Raw genomic sequence first — 18,422 nt, forward strand, 5'->3', positions numbered from 1 at the left:
CAGGCGGGGCGATGGGTCAGCGGGTGCGGGCGACGGCACGCGCGGGAGCGGGAACCGGTGCGGCAGTGGGGGCGGCCGGCGCGGGCTCGGGCTTCGCGTCCGGGGCGGGGACGCGGTGCAGGCTGGCCAGGACGCCGCTCAGGGTCTTGGCGTGGGCGTCGCGGGTGGCGACGGCGTCGGAGATCCGGCGCGCGCAGTCGAGGATGTGACCTGCCTCGAAGGTGCCGATCTCTCGTTCCGGATCGGCTAGTTGAAGCAGCCGCCGGCGTTGGAAGTCGATGTTGCGCTCGGCGAACTGCAGGTCGGTGAGGCCGGCGATCAGGGCGGCGAGCATGCTGCCGTCGGGGTTGAGGCCAGCCAAGGTTCCGAGGTCGGCCAGCGGCTGGGCGTACAGGTCCTCGATGCGCTCGGCGATCGTCTGGGCCGTGGCGTCAGGTGCGGGCAATCGGGGCTTTCACGGTCGGGGCCCTCGCACTGCCCCGGCTCGGATGTCGGCCGGGGCAGGCGGAAGGGCGGTGGTGGTCGTCGGCTGCGTGAGCCGTACGGGTCGGCGTGGCACCGGCCCGGGTGGAGGCATGGTGCGCAGCAGTTGGCCGAGGGCGGCGACGTAGCCGTTGCGCCCGGCCAGGGCCGCCTCCAGCCACTGCGCGTCGAAGCGCAGGTCGTCGGCGGATAGCCCACTCATGTCACGATCGGCGGCGGTGGCCTCGTGGACGCGGTCTCGTACCCAGGCCACCTGCTCCTCGGCCACCACGAGGAAGGAGCGCAGCTCCAGCGCCCGCCGCAGCGCCGCGGACGCATCGCGGCCGGACGCCTGCGTGTACAGCTCACGCACGGGGGCGCCGAACGTCTGCTCCAGCAGGCTGTCCTGGCTGGAGGTCTTGTCGGTCACGCTCACGGCGCCGCCCCGCGTACGGGTGCCTGCGCGGTGTCCGGCACAGACGGTGCGGTGGTGGGCAGGGCCGGGCCCCGGCGGGCGGTGGGCGCCGTCCCGCGCCACGCCCCCGGGCTGCGGTTCCCGATCGCCTGAGGGTCGAGGAGGTGGCGCACCGTCATGGCGCGTCCCTCCCGCACGGTGTGCGCGCTGTTCACCGAGTCCGCGAGCCGCATGAGGTGTTCGGGCAGCTCGACGAATTCGCCGTCGGGCACCGTGTCGACGTGGTGGGCGAGGGCTTGGCCAAGGGCGTCTTCGGCCCTGTTCAGCACCTGCTGGGCCTCGGTAAGCAGCCCGTGCCAGCGCACGATCGTGGTGGCTTCGGGGTGGGCCTGCGGGGCGGCGACTACCGCGCGTTGCAGCTCGGCAATCGGCATCTGGAAGCGGGACTGGATCTGCTCGGTCAGGACGCCCAGCACGTCGTCGGCGTCAGGCACAGCGCAATTCCTTTCCGTTGAATTCAGGGAGACAGGGCGTGGCATTTCCACGGCCCAACCGCCTTACAGACGAGTGCGATTCAGGGCCGTTCGGGAGAGAGGGTCAGACTGGTTAGTCCAGGCACATGCGGACGTCGCGATAGACGTAGGTCCCGGAAACCCAGCCCTTGACGCCGGTGGTCTTGTCGGTGATGTACACCCACTTCGCGCCCTTGGTGGTCTTGTGCACCGTGAACTTGTGCGACTTGTAGAGGATGCCGACGGCGGTGGACTTGGTCGTCGCCCTCTTGCGGATGGTCACAGCGTTGGTGCCGTGGACCGCCCACGGGAGGTACGGCTTGCTGGTGCAGGATGACGCGGGCACCGCAGTGGCGACGGACGTCGGCGCTGCGGTGGCCGCAGAAGCCGACGCGAGGGGCAAGGCGAGCGCGCCGAGCAGTGCGGCGGATATCGCAATTCGGGTTGAGCGCATGGGAAATTGAGCTCCGTGTAGGAAGAAGGAACAGAGAATGCAGGCCGGACAGTTGCCTGTGCGGGCCGGATTCAAGAGTCCGGAGAATCCCCGGTTTCGCTAACCGGGGATGGAGTGCTATGTTTCGCCGCCATCAGACGAGGCGGCGTGAAGTCGCCCCAGAATCACCGGGTGTTGCTGCCGCCATCAGCGGCCGGGACGGCGCGGTGGTGTCGGCGGCACGGGGCGCGCCTGGGCCACAGGCTGGGTGTTCTGGCGGGCGGAAGGGGCAGGTGCGGACAGCGAGGCGGGTTCGCCGCTCCAGTGTGCTTCCCACCAGGTCGTGGCGGCCTCGAAGGTGGCGAAGCCGCCCTCGCTCAGGGTGTGCTTGAAGGTCTCGGTGTCGGTCTGTTCCAGCAGCACCCGGAAGGGCAGGGGCGCCCGTTCGTCGAGGGCCCGCAAAAGCACGGTGGTCTCGACGGGCCCCATGTCGTGGGTGTAGCTGTGCAGGAGGGAGAAGTGGTCTCCGTCCCGGCGCAGCCGTTCCTCCAGTGCACGGGTGGCGGCGTCGGCGGGCGTGGTGCCCAGCTCCTCGGTCAGGAGGATCTCCTCCTCGGGGCACCCGCGGGCGATCAGCCAGGACTGGGCCATGGCCGGCAGGGGCAGTTCAGCGCGGTCGAAGCGGAACGTCCGCGCGGTCGTGTCGCGCTTGAGGTGCAGGGCGACGATCTGGGGGTCACCCGGCATGCCCCAGGTGGCACTCCCATCGTGCATGACGTAGTAGCTGTGCTGGTCGTCGTTGGTGTGGTGCTCGGCCAACACAGTCGAGCAGTGCTCCACGAAGGTGATCTGCAGCCGGAAGCGATCGGCGACGCGGTCATTGGCGGCTCCGTAGCCTTCGAGGCGGAAGTCCGGAGTGGTGTCAGGGCGGAGTTCGGGGATGTACTGGGGCATCGGTGGTTTCGGGTGGGCTGGTGCGGGGTCAGCGCCGACGGGCGGAGGAAGCTGGCCAGGCTCCGGGCCGCCGCTCGGGCGATGCTGCCGGTGGCCTGGGTAGTCGGGGTGAGGCGAGAAGCGCACGGCCGTCGTCGGTGAGGGTGACGGGCTGCCCGGCGTGCAGCGGATGAGCGTCGTCGCGCACGACGAGACCGGCCGCCTCAAGTCGCTGAAACTGGCTGTAGGCGAGGCGGGTACCGGATGCGGTCACGACCGACAGGCGCTGGGTGAGCAGGTGTTCGCGCAGCTTGGCGCCCTGGGCGACGGCCAGCAGGGCCGCGTGATCCGACGCTGGCAGCTCCGCCGCCGGACCTGTTCCACTCGAACGAACGGCAGCCTCGATGGGTTCGAGCGCCGCCACGACCTGTTGCTCGCGCTCGTCACGGGTGGCGGCGGCCTCTTCCAGCGTGGCGACGGTGCGGTTGATGCGCGAGAACAGGGCCTGGTCGACCGCGAACTCCCCGGAGGCCAGCCGCTGGAGCTGGACCCGGTAGAAGGTCACGCCGTGTTCGGCCTGGACCAAGGTGCGGTGAGCGTCGACCAGGCGGCTGCGTGGCTCGTCGAGGAGGTCGCGGTCGCGGTGCTGCCACAGTTGGTCGATGCTGTGGCCGACGGCCAGCTCGATGCGGTGATCGAGCGCCGTGAGCGCCTTCTTCGCCGGCGCGGGGGCAGGAGTGGCAGGCATGAAATAGGACTGGTTTCTCGGTGGGGGCGATCACGACGGCGCATGGCCGGCGGGGATGTCGCCGAGGGGAATGCGGACATCGAGGTGAGAGCTGTCGCGGGTGTGTACGGCGGGGCCAAGCCGGGCGAGGAGACGCAGCATCGGCGTGTTAGCGGCGTGGAGGTACGCAGTCAGGGTGTGGCCGCCACTGCGGCGGGCGTGGTCGGCGGCGTGCCGGGCCAGCAGGGTGCCGATGCCGCGGCGCTGGTGGGCGTCGGCGACCTGCAGTCCGAGATCGACGACGCCAGCTTCGTGGCTGACGAGCCCGGCCGAGACCATCGCGAGCGGACGGCCCTCGGCGTCGAGGCCGATCCAGACATCGCAGTGGTCCAGCAGGCGGGTGAAGTCGCGATGGGTGATTCGGGTCCGCCCCCAGCGCAGGAGCAGGTTCGACTCGGAGCAGTCCTGGTGGAGGGAATCGGCCAGCGGCCGGTCCGCCTCGGTCGCTGGGTGGATCGTGGCGAGGGACGGCTGGTGGATCAGGGGGCGAAGCCCTGCAGGGCGATCAGCACGGCACCGCGCCGGTACCCCTTGACTTCCCTGTCTTCGTCCATGGCGCAGGCGTACACGTTGTTCAGGGCCAGGAGCTTGGCCAGGCGGGCCTCGGTCAGTCCGGCGTACGGGCCGCGCCCGTCGGAGCCTCCGGCGAGGTCGCTGAGCAAGCCGATGAGGTCCGCTGCCGTCAGGGCGGGCGGATCGCCGGCGGCGGCGAAGGCGTCACGGCAGGCATGCAGGATCGTTTCGGGCTCGCTCCCGCAGTGCAGCGCGAAGTCCTCCTGGGCTTCGGTGGCCTCGGAGACCGGCGCGCAGCAGCAGGGCTGGGACACCAGCCGGGTCAACTCCACTTCGAGCCGCAGGCGTTCGGCGAGCCGGTGGGCGAAGGTGTCGGGTCGTTCGATGGCGAGGACACCATCTGCGTGGTCGCCGACGAGGGCGTCGAGTGCCTCGTCTAGGTCGTAGCAGTCCCGGGCGATCTCCAAGATGGCCAGGTGATGCTGGTTGGCGGACGGGGGCTCGACAGCCAGCGCCTCGGCGACACGGTCGAGGATGAAGGACAGGCGGGTCAACGGACAGGGCCTTTCAGGGGAGTGGGCGTGGGTGCGGCTGAGGGAAGGCCGGGCACCGCGTAGGGCGGCGGGCCGGGCTTGGGGACCGGCGGCCGTTGCGTGTCCAGCTGCGGGGAGCGGGCGCGGGCGGCGTGGGTGCGCGCGCCTGTCGGGCGCCGGGCGATACCGAGGCGGGCGCGGGCCGTTTCGTACACGTCGTGCCGGGCGCGCGGGCGTACGGCGACGACGTGGATCTCGGTGCGGTGCGTCGCGCCGGGTGGGGCCGGGCGCTGGGCGTAGACGATGCGCCAGGCGTTGCGGTGATCGACGTAGAGCTTGCGGCACCCGGTCAGCTCCTCGGTCAGCTTGCCGCCGAACAACTGGGCGTTGACGACCTTCTGGAGCTGGTCGAGGGCCAAGTCGCGTATGTCGCCCGGGGCCTGGAGAAGGTCGGTCAGAGCCCTCGGGTCGAAGGACAGGCCGAAGGCCGGCCGGGGTTCGGGATCGCTCATGCGGCGGCCTGGCCCGGCTCGCCGACCGTGGGTGGCTCGTCGGCGGGGGAACTCGCCGCCCGGGTGGAGGGTTTGGGCCCGGGCAGCAGGCGGTGGGCGGGCCGGTCCGGGTCGGTCATGCACGCGGACAGCGGCCCGCCGGGGGCGCGAACGGTGGTCATGGCATGGGTGAGGAAGTCACGGTGCCACACGAACAAGCCGCTGGGTCCGGCTTCGGGGTCCTTGTGCTGTTGGTAGGCCAGCCACAGGGCATGCAGCCAGGCGACGACACAGTCGTGTTCCTGCCACTGCTGGCACCAGGGCGTGGCTGTGGTGACCTCCGCGCCGTAGATGGGCATGAGGAAGTCGTCCACCCAGTCGCTGAGGCTGTCGAGTTCGTCCTCGTACTCCTCGCCGTCCAGTTCCAGGATCGGGCGCGGCTCCGGTGGGGCGGGCGGTACCGGCAGGCCGGCGAATCCCGGGAGGCCGAAGCTGTCGAACGCGCGTGGTCCGGTCTCCGTGGACAGGCTGTCGAGCTGCTGGGCCTGCTGGGCCGACTGCTTGAGCAGCTTGCGCACGCTGGCCTCGATGCTTTCCAGATCCGTGTCCGGCAAGCGGACCGATTCCATTTCCCCGTCGTCGTTGGGGTTTATGGGTTCAGGCACGAAAGTGTCCTCCTTGAAGCCGCTTCCCATGGGCTGGGATGGCGGCTCCAACCATCCGGAAGATCCCCGGTTTCGATAACCGGTGATCCGGTGCTATAACGCTTGCACTCATGACCGGGAAGGAATCCGGTAATTCAGATTCCGCCCAGGTCGGACAGCCCCTGCGGGTCAGGAGGACAGGACGAAGTCGTCCTGATTCAGGGTCTGTTGCAGGGTCTCGGTCAGCCGGTCGGCGGCGATCGTCGCGTAGTGCTCGGTCTTCTCGACGCCGATGAAGTCACGGCCTTCCAGAAGGGCGGCGACGCCGGTCGAGCCGGAGCCGGCGCAGAAGTCGAGCACCGTGCCCTGCTCGGGGCAGATCTTCACGAGCTCGCGCATCACCTCGACCGGCTTCTGGGTGATGTGCTGCCGGTTCTTGCCCGACGGCTGCGACGCGCTGTAGAGGCCGGGCAGGTAGACCGGGTTGCGGGACGCGTCGATGGCACCCTTGGAGGCCCAGACGATGAACTCGCAGTTCTGCGTGAAGCGACCCTTCTGGGGTCTGGCCTGCGGCTTGTGCCAGGCCAGCACACCACGCCACAGCCATCCGGCCGCCTGGATCGCGTCCGTCGTGGTGGGGAGCTGACGCCAGTCGGTGAACAGAAGCGCGGTACCGCCAGTACGGGTGAGCCGGTGCGCTTCGGTCATGATCTGCGTCAGCCAGAACCCGTACGAGCGCTGGTCCATGTTCTCGCCGGTGAAGTCCGGCAGGTTATGGCCGGCGTCGGCGGAGGTGTACTTCTGCTTCGCGCTGCGGGAGGTGCGCTCCTTCGCCGTCCGGCCACCGGAGTTGTACGGCGGGTCGGTGATGACGGAGTCGACACAGCCTTCCGGCAGTTCGGCGAGGACGCTGAGCGCGTCGCCCTGGTGCAGGGAAAAAGGCAAAGAGATACCCCAATTTCGGGTCGGGTGAGATGAGGGGGGAAGACCTCCGGCACGCATGTAACCCCGGGCAGGCCGAATGCGGGCATGACGGCACCGCTGACCTACGAAAGTGGGGTGGCGCGGGGAGAAGCCAAAACTGTAAGGCACGATCCCCGGTTGAGACGCATCGCCGCCTTCCAGCCCAGGAAATCAGGGCTTGATCGCCCGCGATTTCGGCAACCGGGGATCCGCCCTTACTGTTTTGGAACTGCCCGGCGAACACCGCCGATGGCGCAATCCCTGCCCCTGCCTTCATGGAGATTTCCCCGTGCCCCGGCACACGTGACCTGACACCCACGCGCCTCGTGAGCTGAAACCAGCGCTCACGAGGTACATCCCCGACTCACCCAACTCCCGTGCCGCAGCGCCTTTCCGCCTCTACTGCCGCGCAGCCGGGACCGTGCCTTCGAAGGACCCCCTTGTGACAGCTCCCTACCCTCCCCTGCCCGAACACCGGTCCCCGGACCGTGACTGCCGCTCGGGAGGCGTCCCCGGTTGAAGGGCGTAGCCGCCGGCATCGGCGTCGTCGCCCTCTCCCCGCTCCTCCTCGCCGGCACGGCCATGCTGATGGCCTCCTCCAGCGAAGCCGCCCAGAGCACCTACTCGTCCCTCACCTGCGTGGGCGACGTCGACACCGACGCCGTCGTCGAGCAGGTCACCAAGATCCTCAACGGCGCATCCGCCAAGGACGTCCACGTCGAGGGCCTGAGCCTGCCCGAGGAACAGATCCCCAATGCTCAGACCATCGTGGCCACCGGGATCAGCCTCCACGTGCCGAAGAAGGGCCAGATCATCGCGCTCGCCACCGCGATGCAGGAATCACGGCTGCGCAACCTCAGCTCCGGCGACCGCGACTCGCTCGGGCTGTTCCAGCAGCGCCCAAGCCAGGGCTGGGGTACCGCCGAGGAGATCCACGATCCCGTCTACGCCTCCACCCAGTTCTACGAGCACCTGCTCGCGGTAGACGGATGGCAGCAACTGACCGTCGCCCAGGCCGCGCAGAAGGTCCAGGGCTCCGCCTACCCCGACGCCTACGCGAGGTGGGAGGAGCTGGCCACCGCCCTGCAGAAGGCGATCGCCGCCACCTTCCCCGACGCCAACCAGGACGCCACGGAGACGGACACCGCCTCCTGCACGGCGACCGAGGACGGCTCCGGATACGGCACCATCCCCGAAGGGTCCGTACCGAAGGGCTACTCGATCCCCAAGGACGCCGACCCGAGGGCCCGCAAGGCGATCGCCTGGGCGATGGCGCAGCTCGGCACGATGTACCAGTGGGGCGGCACCTGCACCGCGCCGCACGGCCCGGACCCGATGGGCCGCTGCGACTGCAGCTCGCTGACCCAGCAGGCGTACGCCCATGCCGGCATCCAGCTCACCCGCACCACGTACGCCCAGATCAACGAGGGCAACGCCGTCTCCCCCAAGGCGCTCAAGCCCGGTGACCTGATCTTCTCCCGCGGCAGCGCCGCCCGCCCCGAACACGTCGGCATGTACATCGGCTCGGGCCTCGCGATCGAGGCACCCCGGACTGGCAAGCCAGTTCGAATCACGCCCCTGGCGGACTGGGACATCCTCGCCGCCCGCCGTGTCATCTGACCCCTGGTCGGGGCGCAGACCCCACATGCCGCCTGCATCACCAGTTCAGCGCGGGAACGGCCACGCACGGCATGTGAGCCGGATCGCGGCTCCCAATCCCCCTGGGCCGCTTCCTTGCCCGCCTGCATGCGGCCCATCGGCAGGACGACCTGCCCGTTTCTCTCCCTCCTCTCTCTCGACATCACGGAGCATCTGAGTGATACCTCACTACCGCGTCCGGCGCGCTCTTGCGGCCGCCTCGACGGGCCTGGCCGTCGCAGTTGGCGGCCTGGCCACCGCCGTCACGGCTCAGGCGTCTGACACCGGCCATACGACGATCTCGTGCAGCGCGGTCAAGGTACGCAAGTCCCCTGCGAAGAACGCCACTGCGCTGGGCGTCGCCTACCGGCACGACGAGATCGCCTACAACCAGTTCGCGTACAAGCGCTCCGAGAAGACCTGGTACACCCGGGGCACGGTGACCCGGAAGTCCGACGGCAAGAAGATCCGCGGCTACGTGATCTACCAGTGCGCGAACCCGTACGGCAGCAACGGCGCGCCCACACCGCCGATCCCGAAGTAGTACGCCAGGCAGCCGGATCAGAGGCTGAGCCGTAGCGCCGTCGAGGCGGCACCGGCCCGCGTTGTGGCCTCTCCCCAGCCTCGGAACGAGCGCTGCTGTGCCCTCGCGCGCGACGACGCTACGCATGCGTCGACGGGCTCGGCCAGATCCCGTACGGCTGCCGTCCGACTCCCCGAGGCCGCCGCCTCGCACCTCCTCCTCTTCTCTTCATTGATTCCCGCGCGTCGGCTTCGGCGCGCGCAAGGAGCCTCCCTTTGCACCTGCTCGACACTGTGCAGTACCTGGCCTACGACCCCGGCATCACACCATCCGGCGGTGGCCTGCCCGGCCTCGCCGTGCTGAAGAACGTGGTCAACTCGATCAACCTGTTCGCGATCGTCGCCGTGGTCGGCGCGCTCGCCGTCTCCCTCGGCGTGTGGGCCTGGGGCCACCACACCGGCGGCCACCAGGCCGAGGCCAACGGGAAGAAAGGCGCGGTCGTCGCGGCGGGCGCCGCCCTCGGTCTCGGCGCCGCGAACGGGGTCGTGGCGTTCTTCTCCGCCCTGGGGTCCCAGGTCCATTGATGCCGAAACGATCCCTCTCCCTGTCCGGCTACGGCATCGGCTGGTCGACCCGGCAGCGCATCACGGTCAGCGCGATCGGCCTCGCCATCCTCCTCGCCCTCGCCGCCACCGTCGCTGTGTTCACCGGCCGCACCGGAACCAGCGACAGTCAGACCGCCACTCCGCCCAGCACCGCCGCCGCGTCCGCTGACCCGACGGCATCGGCCGGGACCGGTTCGGTGGCGAAGCCGCCGCCGGTGGCCGACCCGGTCAACTTCGCTAAGGCCGCCGCAGCGATGCTGTGGTCGTACGACACCCGGACCACCAGCCGTGATCAGCAGCTCGCCGGGATGAAGGCGTGGCTGACGGCGGAGACGAAGTACGCCGACTGGTCCTCCCTCACTGCCCAGGTACCGGATCCGGTGCTGTGGTCGCGGATGGCCGACCAGGACCAGTACGCCACTGCCGCCGTGGACGAGGCCCACTACCCGTCGGCGTTCAAGCAGGCCCTGGCGGACGATCCTTCGGCGATTACCGAGGCGTACATCTACGCCGTCACCGTCACCGGCAAGCAGCAGATCGCCTGGAAGAAGGGCGGCGCCGGCGCCGAGGACCGCTCGATCACCCTCGCCGTGCAGTGCCGTCCCAACGCCGACTGCTCCCTGGTCTCCATCGCCCCCCGCGTCGTGCCCTGACACGCGCCCCGAGCCCACTGAAGAAAGGAGGGGTGACTCCCCTTGGGCTTCTGCGACCTCCCCCTCGCGGACAAACTGTGCGCGGTCGGCGACGCGGTCTCCTTCGCCTCCGACCCGGGCGCGGCCATCGGCAACTGGATGGCCAAATCAGCGGGCGAACTCGCCGCCGCCGGAGCCGACTTGGCCGCCGAGGCGGTCAACACCACCACCAAGGTCGACCTGAACGCCGGATGGTTCCGCGACAACTACGAGATGATCCTGCCGATCGGTCTGATCGTCCTCGTCGCCACCTTCTGCGCCCAGCTTGTCCGCGCCGCGATCCGCCGCGACGGCCAGGCCCTCACGCAGGCATTCACCGGCACCGCCGCCGGCGTCCTGTTCGCCTTCACCGCGATCGCCTTCACCACTGTCGCCATCGAAGTGGTCGACGCCCTCTCCGACGGCCTGCTCAAAGCGGCGAACCTGTCCATCGATTCCGCCGTACGCCGCATCGTCAAGGTCGCCGCGATCCCTGGCCTGTCGGCGATGGGCTGGCTGGTCGCCGTCTTCGCCGGCGTCGGCGCCGCCCTGGGCGCGTTCCTCTACTGGTGCGTGATGATGGTCCGCAAGGTCGGGATCCTCGTCATGGTCACCCTCGCCGTCTTCGCGGGAGCGGGCGGCGGCTGGGAGGTCGCCCGGCGCTGGCGCAAGGGCTGGATCGAGGCCACCGCCACCCTCGTCGTCTCCAAGCTCCTGATGACCGTGATCTTCGTGCTCGGTATCGCGGCGATGGGCAAAACGGAGGCCAAGGACGGCGTCGCCGCCCTCGCCGACGTCATGGCCGGCATCGTCATCATGGCGCTCGTCCTGCTCTGCCCCTACGCCACGTTCAAGTTCGTCCACTGGGCCGCCTCCGAAGGCTCCGACGCTGAGACGCTGCACCGCTCCGGCGGAGCTGGCGCGCAGATGGCCCGCCAGCACGCCGAACGCGCCGGCCGCAAAGCCGCCGCCGCGGTCGCCACCGCAGGAACTGGCGGTGCCGCGGCCGGAGCGGGCGCCGCTCCCCAGGGCCCGGACGCCGTGCCGGGCGGTTTCCCCGGCGACATCGCCACCAACCCCACGCCGGACACCGGCAAGGAAGGCGGCGGTTCGGACGCTCCGTCATCCGGGGGCGAGGGGATCAAGAGCGGTCTGGAGAAGGCCGTGCAGCCACCGCCGACCAATCCGCGCGACGACACCAGCGGCCACCTCGGCGGCAGCCCTGGACCGGCCTCCGGCGGAGGATCTCCCACCGGCAGCGGTTTCATGTCCGCGTCCGCGTCTCCGGCCGACGCTTCCACCCCGCCGCCGCAGGGCGCCCCGCCGGCTTCGCATTCCACGCCTTCGGCCGGAACCGGCACTCCACCGCCTCCGCCCACCGGCCTCTGACCCTGCCCCCGCGCCGGGACGGCACACCCGCACTCCCCTTCAGGTGTGCCGTCCCGGCCCCGCCCCGCGCCTTCCCGGAAACCGGCCTTGTCTGAACTCTCCGTCTCCCCGATCACGGTCAAATTCCCGCACCGCTCACGGCGCGGGATCCTCCTCGGTCTCTCCCTCCCTCAACTCACTCTCGTCTCCACTGCGTTGGCGCTGCTGCTGATCACGGTGGTGACCACGGGGCTGCTCGGCGCCATCGCCCTGACCCCCCTATGGGCAGTCGTCGCTGCCCTGGTCGCCGTCCGCCGCGACGGCAGGTCCCTGATCGACTGGGCTCCGATCGTCTCCCGCTACGCCCACCGCCGCCGCACCGGCCAGACGCTGTGGCTGGCCCGCCCGGTCTCCCGGCCCCGCCAGGACGGCGTGCTGCACCTGCCCGGCACCGCCGCCTCGCTGAAGGTCGTCACCCCCGGCGACTCCGCCAACCAGGCTGCCGCCGTCCACGACCCGCACCACCAACGGCTCACCGCGATTGCCCGGGTCAGCAGCCGCGCGTACGCCCTGCTCGATCCCGCCACCCAGAACTCGAACGTGGCGGGCTGGGGCCGGGCTCTGGCTGGCATCGCCCGCACCGGACACGTCGCCACCGTGCAGGTGCTGGAACGTACCGTCCCCGACTCCGGCGACACCCTCGCCCGTCACTGGGCCCAGCACGGCCGCCCCGACACCCCCGTCGCCGGGCAGGTGTACTCCGAACTGGTCGCCTCCGCCGGCCCAGCCGCCGCCTCGCACGAAGCGTACCTGGCCATCAGCCTGGACCTCAAGGCCGCCAAGCGCCTCATCAGCCAGGCCGGCGGCGGGCTCCCCGGCGCCTTCACGGTGCTGAAGCAGACAACTTCGGCCATCGCGCTCGCGGCGCGCAGCGCGGGGCTGATGGTGACGGGCTGGCTGACTGCGCGGGAGATCGCCGCGGTCATCCGCACCTCCTACGACCCTCACGCCCTGTCCGCCCTGCAGCAGTGGTCGCCGAATGGGCGGGCCGAGGCCGAACCTGCTGCTGCCGGGCCGGTTGTCCAGGTCGAGGAGTACGACCGCCTCGGCACCGACAGCGCCCGCCACGCCACGTACTGGATCGAGAACTGGCCCCGCACCGAGACCACTCCCGGCTTCCTGCACGGGCTGATGTTCACCGCCGGGGTCCGCCGCAGCCTGTCTCTTATTTACGTGCCGCAGGGGCTTGAGTCCGCGCTGCGCGACGTCCAGCGTAAGAAGGCGGCGATCATCGCCGACGCCAACGAGCGTGCCCGCCGCGGACAGGTGGATTCCGAGGCCGACTCGGTCGAGTACGCGGACGTCAAGGTCCGTGAGCGGCAGCTGATCGCCGGCCATGCCGACGTCGCCCTGACCGGGCTGCTCACCGTCAGCGCCGCAACGGACGCCGCTCTCGACGCCGCGTGCGCGCAGATCGAGACCGCCGCGGTCACCGCCCAGGTCGACCTGCGAAGGCTCTTCTTCCAGCAGCCCGACGCGTTCGCCCTCGCCGCCCTGCCGCTCGCCCGCACGGCGCTGTGACAGTGGTGCCGGGATGACGCTCCCGCTGCGCCAGACGGCATGGCCCGGACATCGTCTTCCTGCCCCGGCAGAGCCGCCCCTGACTGAGCGCTTCCGGTGAGTACGTCGATTTTCGCCCCGCCCAGACCCTCTCCGCCCGGGCCTCCACCAGCCGATCCGCGCTCACCGGTATATGCCGCTGCCGACCACCACTTCGCTCTCCGGACCCGTTCCCGCCCTCGCCGACCTCGCCGTTCTGCGGCACCAAGGACTCCCTTGAACGCACCCCCCACCACTGACGCGCATCCCTACCTCCGCGCAGCCACCGCCGGCCTGCGCCACCACACCCGTAGCCACGCCACCTCCTGCGCGCCGGCCGACCGCCTCCACCTGGACACGCTGCACGCCCACCTCACCGCAGCCCACCAGCTGCTCGACCAGCTCACCGACACCACCCGGCCCCCGCATCCGGCCGCCGGGCGTCATCTGGCCGCCGCGCACCTGCGGTTGTGGCAGGCCACCGCTGCCGTCCACGACGCCTTCCACACCGTGCCCGCCGGCACCGAAGGCTCAGCAACCGAGGAGTGCCGACCCGAGCGGCTCCCCGACGGCCCGCTGGTGCTCACGATCTGCCAGCGGCACCTGGCCGCCTCCCACGCGATCCGCCGCAAGACCACCCCCACCGACCTGGCCACGCCATTGCACGGCCACACCACCAGCTGCACCATCTAGAACCCGCGCCGAATCGAGCCCGTCCCGCCATGACCCACCGGCCCGCCCGACGCGCCCGCCGCGCCTCGGCATCCCCCCTGTTCACCCCCCACGGCACCGACCGGGCCAGCCGCAAGACCGCTCGCCGTCAGCTCGCCGAAGCCGCCGCCAAGGCCCGCGCCGAAGCCACCGCCCTCCCGGACGGCAGCGAGCCGGTCGAGCCCGAGATGCCTCCTCCGCTGTACCCGGCCCGTGGCCGTCCCGGCCCCGGCTCCGCCCGCGGCAGCCGGCTGAAGCTGCCGCAGCACCGCATGACCACCGCCACCGCCAGCGGGGCGTACCCCTTCCTCGCCGAAGGCGGTCTCGGCGCCGAGGGCATCTACGTCGGCCGCGACGTCCACGCCGAAGCCAGCTTCACCTTCGACCCCTTCTCCCTGTACGGGCGCCTCGAAGGGTTCACCAACCCCAACATCCTGCTCGCCGGTGTAATCGGCCAGGGCAAGAGCGCGCTGGCCAAGTCCTTCGCCCTGCGCTCCATCGCCCACGGCTACCGCGTCTACGTGCCCTGCGACCCCAAAGGCGAATGGACCCCCGTCGCCTCCGCACTCGGCGGCACCTCCATCGCCCTCGGCCCCGGCCTGCCCGGCAAACTCAACCCGCTAGACGCCGCCCCACGGCCGGACAACGTGCCGGAGGCCGACTGGGCGGGGGAGATCCGCAAGCGCCGTCTGCTCCTGCTCGGCTCCCTCGCGCGCACCGTTCTCGGCCGCGACCTGCTGCCGATGGAGCACACCGCGCTCGATGTCGCCCTCGACGCGGTCGTCGCCCAGGCCGCCACCGTCCACCGCACTCCGCTGTTGGGCGACATCGCGGCCACCCTCAACCATCCCGACCAACTCGATGCCGCCGCTGGGCTCATGTCCGGACGGCTCGGCGAGGCCGCCCGTGACCTCGCCCACGCTATGCGGAGATTGGTCCACGGCGACCTGGCCGGCATGTTCGACGCCCCCTCCACCGTGCGATTCGATCCCACCTCGCCGATGCTGACCATCGACCTGTCCCGGCTCGGCGGCTCCGGCGACGACACCGCCCTCGTCCTCGCCATGACCTGCGCATCCGCCTGGATGGAATCCGCCCTCACCGACCCGCACGGAGGTCGGCGCTGGATCGTCTACGACGAAGCCTGGCGCCTGATGCGGCACCCCGGACTCCTCCAGCGCATGCAGTCCCAGTGGAAACTCTCCCGCGGCCTGGGCATCGCCAACCTCATGGTCATCCACCGGCTGTCCGACCTGCTCACCGCCGGCGACGCCGGATCACAAGGCCGCGCCCTCGCCGAGGGCCTCCTGGCTGACTGCTCCACCCGCATCATCTACCGCCAGGAAACCGACCAACTCCACGCCGCCGCAGCCCTGCTGGGGCTCACCTCGGTCGAGACCGGCGCCATTGCCCACCTCAACCGCGGACGCGGGCTGTGGCGCGTCGCCGGACGATCTTTCATCGTTCAACATCAACTCCACCCTCACGAGCTGGCCCTGTTCGACACCGACGCCCGCATGCACTAGAAGCCCCCGCGACGACCGACAGAAACGACTCTGACCCACCTGACCTGGAGTACCCCTGCAGCACCCCGCCTTCGAGCTGTACGACAACGTCGGCCGCACCGCCGACCAGATCAGCGCCTACCACACTCGCTCCGCCACAAGGGACGACCTGTACCGCTGGGCGGAGCGCGATGCCGAAGCCTTCCGCACCCGGCACACTCTGCCGGCCGAGCCCTTCCCCGCCCCGCACCTGAGTCCCTACCGCGAGGCTCTGGACGCGGCCGAGACTCCGGCCGAGTTCAGCACCGTCCTCAACGCCCTGCTGGACGCAGTCGCGCCGTTCCTCAACGAGGTCATCGAGCACCTGGCCGCCACTGCCCAGTGGAAGGGCCAAAACCGCGGAGCCGAACCCGAGTCACCGCCCTGGCTGCTCCGCGGTGCCGCCAGCAGCATCGCTTCAGCACTGGCCATGGCGACCGAAGCGGAACTGAAGACCCTCCGCGCGCACTACGATCCGCCGCCGGACCTCGACGCGCTCCTGAAGCAGGCCCGCACGACGCCCGGCACGCCCCCGGCCCCGCCCCAACCGCAGCCCGTCTCCGGAGGCCCGCGGCGCTGAGCGCCGACGGATCAACCACCCGCCGCCGCACCTCAGGAATCCATGCCCCCGTCTCGCACCGATCTGTCCGCCTTCGCCTCCGCCCTCGCCGAACGACTGCCTGGCACGTGGACGAGCGAGTATCACCGCCACCCCGCCTACGAGAGCCAGTTCCCCACCGTCGAAGGGCTCTGGGACGCCGGCCACGTCGACTACATCGTCAGTCAGTACGTCCTCGGCCATGACGCCGTCCTCCATGGCCCCCACGGACAGCAGCTCTACGTCACCGACCGGCCCCTGTACCGCCACCAGTTCGTGGTGGCCCCGCTGGAGCCCGAGGGCTTCAAAACCCACCAGATCTCCCCGGTGCGTGAGCCGGACGGCATCGCCGTCTCCAACGATCCGGTCCGAGCCGCTGCCGCAGTCATCCGACGCGTGCTGCCCCGCTACCGGGCGGCCCTGGATGCTGTCCGTCACAACGCCCTCGTCCAGCCCGAGCCGCCACACCGCCAGCCCGCCCCCGAGGTCGCCCAGACACTCACGCTGGTCTGGTACCCGGATGGCGTGGTGGGTGCTCCGTACGACTCGGTGCCCGAGGAGGCTCGCATGACGCTGTTCGGCTGTCGCTTCCAGTACAGCCCGCACGAGTCCGCCTTCGTACTGCCGGCCTCCTACAGTTCCAAAGAGCGCGCCTTGCTGGTCCAGCTCGTCGCTCTGCGGCTCACGCTCCAGGGCATCGGGGTCAACTTCCGCCGCGCCGCTCCCCTCCCTTCCCCTCCAGCAGCTGCCGCGAGCAAGGCGCTGACGACGGTGTCCGCAGCCCCGACGTCCGCCACCCGACGGTAGAACCCGGTTCCTGTATCAAGGAGTTGCCGCTGTCCGATCCCGACCAGCGGATGCTGCTGCACGACGTGGCCGACCGGCTCAACACCGTGGCCGATCAGCTTCCGCTCCCCGACCAGATCCGCCCGGATCCCGCGCTGAGCGAGATCCTGGACGATGAAGTCCGCCATCTGGCCCGCCTGCTGGGATTCCTGGCCGGGGAGAGCGCCTTCCGTCACCGAGCCGCCGCCCGCTACCCGGCCCGGACCACGGCCACGGTGCGCCGCACGACCCTCGCGCTCGCGAGCGCCGCCGAACCCACCGGGCTCGCACTCGCCGCCCTCGGCGCCGCCATCCACCACCTCGGCCAGCTCGCCGACCTCACCCGCCAGGCCCCCGGCCCCGCCCGCGACCGGGCGGTCACCGCCGCGCACCAAGGGCTCGTGGACCGCCTCGGCGACAGCCGCATCCACCTCGCCCGCGCCGCGAAGCACCTGCGTGCGGCAGCCGACACTCGCACGGCACCGGCCGCTACCACCGTGCCCTCCGCGCCGTCGGCCACCACAACCCCATCCCGTTCACGCTGATCCCCTCCCCCGGAGCACCATCATTTCCCCGCACAACTCGGCCCGCCGCGCCGCCCTCCTGCTCACCACGCTCGTAGCGGTCACGCTCACCGCGCCCGCCTGCACCACCTCCCACACCAGCAGTCCTGACGCCGCAGCCAAGGCCACCCGCGCCGCCTCCCCCACGCCGACCGCCGCCGCGGCGCTGACGAGGCAGGAGGCCCTCGCCCAGATCGCCCGCTACTCCAAGATCAACAACGCGGCCAACGACGACAACAACCGCGCGCTCCTCGGCACCATCGAGGACGGCCCGCTGTACGCGATGTCGGTCGCGGACTACAAGGAGAACGAGGGCCTGCCCCAGGCCGACCGCGAGAAGTACAAGCCGTGGTCGTACAACCTCGCCTCCACGAACCTCTACATTCCGCGCTTCACCGCCGGCCAGAAGAAGTGGTTCGCCGCCGTCACCTACAACGGCAAGAAAGACAAGTACGCCCGCGTCCTGATCATGGCCGAGCAGACCAGGACGAAGCGGTGGGAGATGGTCGCGGCCGTCGACCTCGACGACAAGAAGCAGGCTCCGAAGATCGCTCTCGACGCCGACGGCTACGCCACCGCCCTCGACGCCACCTCAACGAGGAACGTCGCCGCCCCGCTCGACGTCCTGCGCGCGGCTGTCACGGACAACTTCACCAGCGGCGGCGACACCACCGGCAAGAAGGTGTTCACCTCCTCGAAGGCGTCCGCCCGGCAGATCAAGGCCCACGACTCGACCGTCCACAAGTTCGGCAGCCGCGGCACCACCGCGTTCTCCGCCGCCACCCCGGAGTTCACCGACAGCTATGCCCTCAAGACCGCCGACGGCCACGCCCTCGTCGTCTTCGCGCACACGCACACCCAGCGCGACGCCGTCGCCTACTCCGGGCTCGAGATCGTGCCGGAGAAGAAGGACCGCGCATGGCTCGGCACGGCCAACAGCCCGTCCTTCACGTACACGTTCACCTGCTCCGATGTCGCCACCGTCCCCACCACGCCGGGCAAGTCGACGCTGATCGGCTACACCTGCCGCCGCACCGATGCCCACGGCATGACCACCTCCTCGTGACCACGGCCCCCTCGACACCCCACCG

Annotated in this window: 23 protein-coding genes; 12 read left to right on the forward strand and 11 right to left on the reverse strand. The window is 70.5% G+C overall.

The window, feature by feature from the left end; translation table 11 throughout:
- Positions 1-16: 16 nt before the first annotated feature.
- The 11 genes from ACFYWX_RS24550 to ACFYWX_RS24600 all read right to left on the reverse strand — a co-directional run bounded on the left by ACFYWX_RS24550 (position 17) and on the right by ACFYWX_RS24600 (position 6,668).
- Positions 17-445, reverse strand: a complete 429-nt coding sequence (locus tag ACFYWX_RS24550) for a hypothetical protein (protein WP_389426227.1) — start codon at positions 443-445, stop codon at positions 17-19.
- 9 nt (positions 446-454) lie between these two features.
- The gene (locus tag ACFYWX_RS24555; RefSeq protein ID WP_327731489.1) at positions 455-898 is read right to left on the reverse strand and encodes a hypothetical protein; all 444 of its coding nucleotides are present in this window, start codon (positions 896-898) and stop codon (positions 455-457) included.
- The gene (locus ACFYWX_RS24560; RefSeq protein WP_389426228.1) at positions 895-1,371 is read right to left on the reverse strand and encodes a hypothetical protein; all 477 of its coding nucleotides are present in this window, start codon (positions 1,369-1,371) and stop codon (positions 895-897) included. The genes ACFYWX_RS24555 and ACFYWX_RS24560 overlap by 4 nt, the downstream gene beginning before the upstream one ends.
- A 112-nt stretch (positions 1,372-1,483) precedes the next feature.
- The gene (locus tag ACFYWX_RS24565) at positions 1,484-1,843 is read right to left on the reverse strand and encodes an SH3 domain-containing protein (RefSeq protein WP_389426229.1); all 360 of its coding nucleotides are present in this window, start codon (positions 1,841-1,843) and stop codon (positions 1,484-1,486) included.
- A 186-nt stretch (positions 1,844-2,029) separates the two neighbouring features.
- On the reverse strand, positions 2,030-2,776 hold the full coding sequence (locus tag ACFYWX_RS24570) for a hypothetical protein (RefSeq protein ID WP_389426230.1): 747 nt from the start codon (positions 2,774-2,776) through the stop codon (positions 2,030-2,032).
- Positions 2,777-2,804: 28 nt separating this feature from the next.
- A complete protein-coding gene (locus tag ACFYWX_RS24575) occupies positions 2,805-3,503 on the reverse strand; it encodes a hypothetical protein (RefSeq protein WP_389426231.1) in 699 nt (232 codons plus the stop codon).
- A 30-nt stretch (positions 3,504-3,533) separates the two neighbouring features.
- A complete protein-coding gene (locus tag ACFYWX_RS24580; protein ID WP_389426336.1) occupies positions 3,534-4,103 on the reverse strand; it encodes a GNAT family N-acetyltransferase in 570 nt (189 codons plus the stop codon).
- Positions 4,022-4,609 carry a hypothetical protein gene (locus ACFYWX_RS24585; RefSeq protein WP_220645625.1) on the reverse strand — a complete coding sequence of 196 codons (588 nt, stop codon included), beginning with the start codon at positions 4,607-4,609 and terminating at the stop codon, positions 4,022-4,024. The genes ACFYWX_RS24580 and ACFYWX_RS24585 overlap by 82 nt, the downstream gene beginning before the upstream one ends.
- On the reverse strand, positions 4,606-5,100 hold the full coding sequence (locus tag ACFYWX_RS24590; protein WP_389426232.1) for a type II toxin-antitoxin system RelE/ParE family toxin: 495 nt from the start codon (positions 5,098-5,100) through the stop codon (positions 4,606-4,608). The genes ACFYWX_RS24585 and ACFYWX_RS24590 overlap by 4 nt, the downstream gene beginning before the upstream one ends.
- The gene (locus tag ACFYWX_RS24595) at positions 5,097-5,708 is read right to left on the reverse strand and encodes a DUF4913 domain-containing protein (protein WP_389426337.1); all 612 of its coding nucleotides are present in this window, start codon (positions 5,706-5,708) and stop codon (positions 5,097-5,099) included. The genes ACFYWX_RS24590 and ACFYWX_RS24595 overlap by 4 nt, the downstream gene beginning before the upstream one ends.
- Before the next feature lie 204 nt (positions 5,709-5,912).
- Positions 5,913-6,668, reverse strand: coding sequence for a DNA-methyltransferase (locus tag ACFYWX_RS24600; protein WP_389426233.1), 756 nt, complete (start codon positions 6,666-6,668; stop codon positions 5,913-5,915).
- A gap of 534 nt (positions 6,669-7,202) precedes the next feature.
- Between ACFYWX_RS24600 and ACFYWX_RS24605 the strand changes: the two genes are divergently transcribed.
- From ACFYWX_RS24605 to ACFYWX_RS24660, 12 genes are all read left to right on the forward strand, one after another.
- The gene (locus tag ACFYWX_RS24605) at positions 7,203-8,306 is read left to right on the forward strand and encodes a C40 family peptidase (protein WP_389426234.1); all 1,104 of its coding nucleotides are present in this window, start codon (positions 7,203-7,205) and stop codon (positions 8,304-8,306) included.
- Between the two features lie 196 nt (positions 8,307-8,502).
- Entirely contained in the window at positions 8,503-8,868 is a 366-nt protein-coding gene (locus tag ACFYWX_RS24610) for a hypothetical protein (protein WP_389426235.1), read from the forward strand.
- A gap of 254 nt (positions 8,869-9,122) precedes the next feature.
- Positions 9,123-9,431 (forward strand): DUF6112 family protein, encoded by a 309-nt coding sequence (locus ACFYWX_RS24615; RefSeq protein ID WP_389426236.1) that lies wholly within the window; start codon positions 9,123-9,125, stop codon positions 9,429-9,431.
- Positions 9,431-10,105: a hypothetical protein gene (locus ACFYWX_RS24620; protein WP_389426237.1), complete on the forward strand. Its 675-nt coding sequence runs from the start codon at positions 9,431-9,433 to the stop codon at positions 10,103-10,105. The genes ACFYWX_RS24615 and ACFYWX_RS24620 overlap by 1 nt, the downstream gene beginning before the upstream one ends.
- A 42-nt stretch (positions 10,106-10,147) precedes the next feature.
- On the forward strand, positions 10,148-11,512 hold the full coding sequence (locus ACFYWX_RS24625) for an ATP-binding protein (protein WP_286249449.1): 1,365 nt from the start codon (positions 10,148-10,150) through the stop codon (positions 11,510-11,512).
- An 87-nt stretch (positions 11,513-11,599) separates the two neighbouring features.
- The gene (locus ACFYWX_RS24630) at positions 11,600-13,072 is read left to right on the forward strand and encodes an SCO6880 family protein (RefSeq protein WP_389426238.1); all 1,473 of its coding nucleotides are present in this window, start codon (positions 11,600-11,602) and stop codon (positions 13,070-13,072) included.
- Between the two features lie 255 nt (positions 13,073-13,327).
- Entirely contained in the window at positions 13,328-13,783 is a 456-nt protein-coding gene (locus tag ACFYWX_RS24635) for a DUF6238 family protein (RefSeq protein ID WP_389426239.1), read from the forward strand.
- Positions 13,784-13,812: 29 nt separating this feature from the next.
- A complete protein-coding gene (locus ACFYWX_RS24640) occupies positions 13,813-15,327 on the forward strand; it encodes an ATP-binding protein (RefSeq protein WP_389426240.1) in 1,515 nt (504 codons plus the stop codon).
- Between the two features lie 448 nt (positions 15,328-15,775).
- Positions 15,776-15,925, forward strand: coding sequence for a hypothetical protein (locus ACFYWX_RS24645; RefSeq protein WP_389426241.1), 150 nt, complete (start codon positions 15,776-15,778; stop codon positions 15,923-15,925).
- Positions 15,926-15,967: 42 nt separating this feature from the next.
- On the forward strand, positions 15,968-16,750 hold the full coding sequence (locus ACFYWX_RS24650; RefSeq protein WP_389426242.1) for a hypothetical protein: 783 nt from the start codon (positions 15,968-15,970) through the stop codon (positions 16,748-16,750).
- Positions 16,751-16,773: 23 nt separating this feature from the next.
- A complete protein-coding gene (locus tag ACFYWX_RS24655; RefSeq protein WP_389426243.1) occupies positions 16,774-17,313 on the forward strand; it encodes a hypothetical protein in 540 nt (179 codons plus the stop codon).
- Positions 17,225-18,397, forward strand: coding sequence for a hypothetical protein (locus ACFYWX_RS24660; protein WP_389426244.1), 1,173 nt, complete (start codon positions 17,225-17,227; stop codon positions 18,395-18,397). The genes ACFYWX_RS24655 and ACFYWX_RS24660 overlap by 89 nt, the downstream gene beginning before the upstream one ends.
- Positions 18,398-18,422: the final 25 nt, after the last annotated feature.

Origin of the sequence: Streptomyces sp. NPDC002888 (assembly GCF_042888465.1) — a bacterium.
Taxonomy (GTDB): domain Bacteria; phylum Actinomycetota; class Actinomycetes; order Streptomycetales; family Streptomycetaceae; genus Streptomyces.

Coding starts and splice junctions, on each gene's coding strand:
- ACFYWX_RS24645 (WP_389426241.1), top strand. CDS start 15,776: ATGGCGACCGAAGCGGAACTGAAGACCCTCCGCGCGCACTACGATCCG.
- ACFYWX_RS24565 (WP_389426229.1), bottom strand. CDS start 1,843: ATGCGCTCAACCCGAATTGCGATATCCGCCGCACTGCTCGGCGCGCTC.
- ACFYWX_RS24620 (WP_389426237.1), top strand. CDS start 9,431: ATGCCGAAACGATCCCTCTCCCTGTCCGGCTACGGCATCGGCTGGTCG.
- ACFYWX_RS24650 (WP_389426242.1), top strand. CDS start 15,968: ATGCCCCCGTCTCGCACCGATCTGTCCGCCTTCGCCTCCGCCCTCGCC.
- ACFYWX_RS24595 (WP_389426337.1), bottom strand. CDS start 5,708: ATGGAATCGGTCCGCTTGCCGGACACGGATCTGGAAAGCATCGAGGCC.
- ACFYWX_RS24640 (WP_389426240.1), top strand. CDS start 13,813: ATGACCCACCGGCCCGCCCGACGCGCCCGCCGCGCCTCGGCATCCCCC.
- ACFYWX_RS24570 (WP_389426230.1), bottom strand. CDS start 2,776: ATGCCCCAGTACATCCCCGAACTCCGCCCTGACACCACTCCGGACTTC.
- ACFYWX_RS24590 (WP_389426232.1), bottom strand. CDS start 5,100: ATGAGCGATCCCGAACCCCGGCCGGCCTTCGGCCTGTCCTTCGACCCG.
- ACFYWX_RS24575 (WP_389426231.1), bottom strand. CDS start 3,503: ATGCCTGCCACTCCTGCCCCCGCGCCGGCGAAGAAGGCGCTCACGGCG.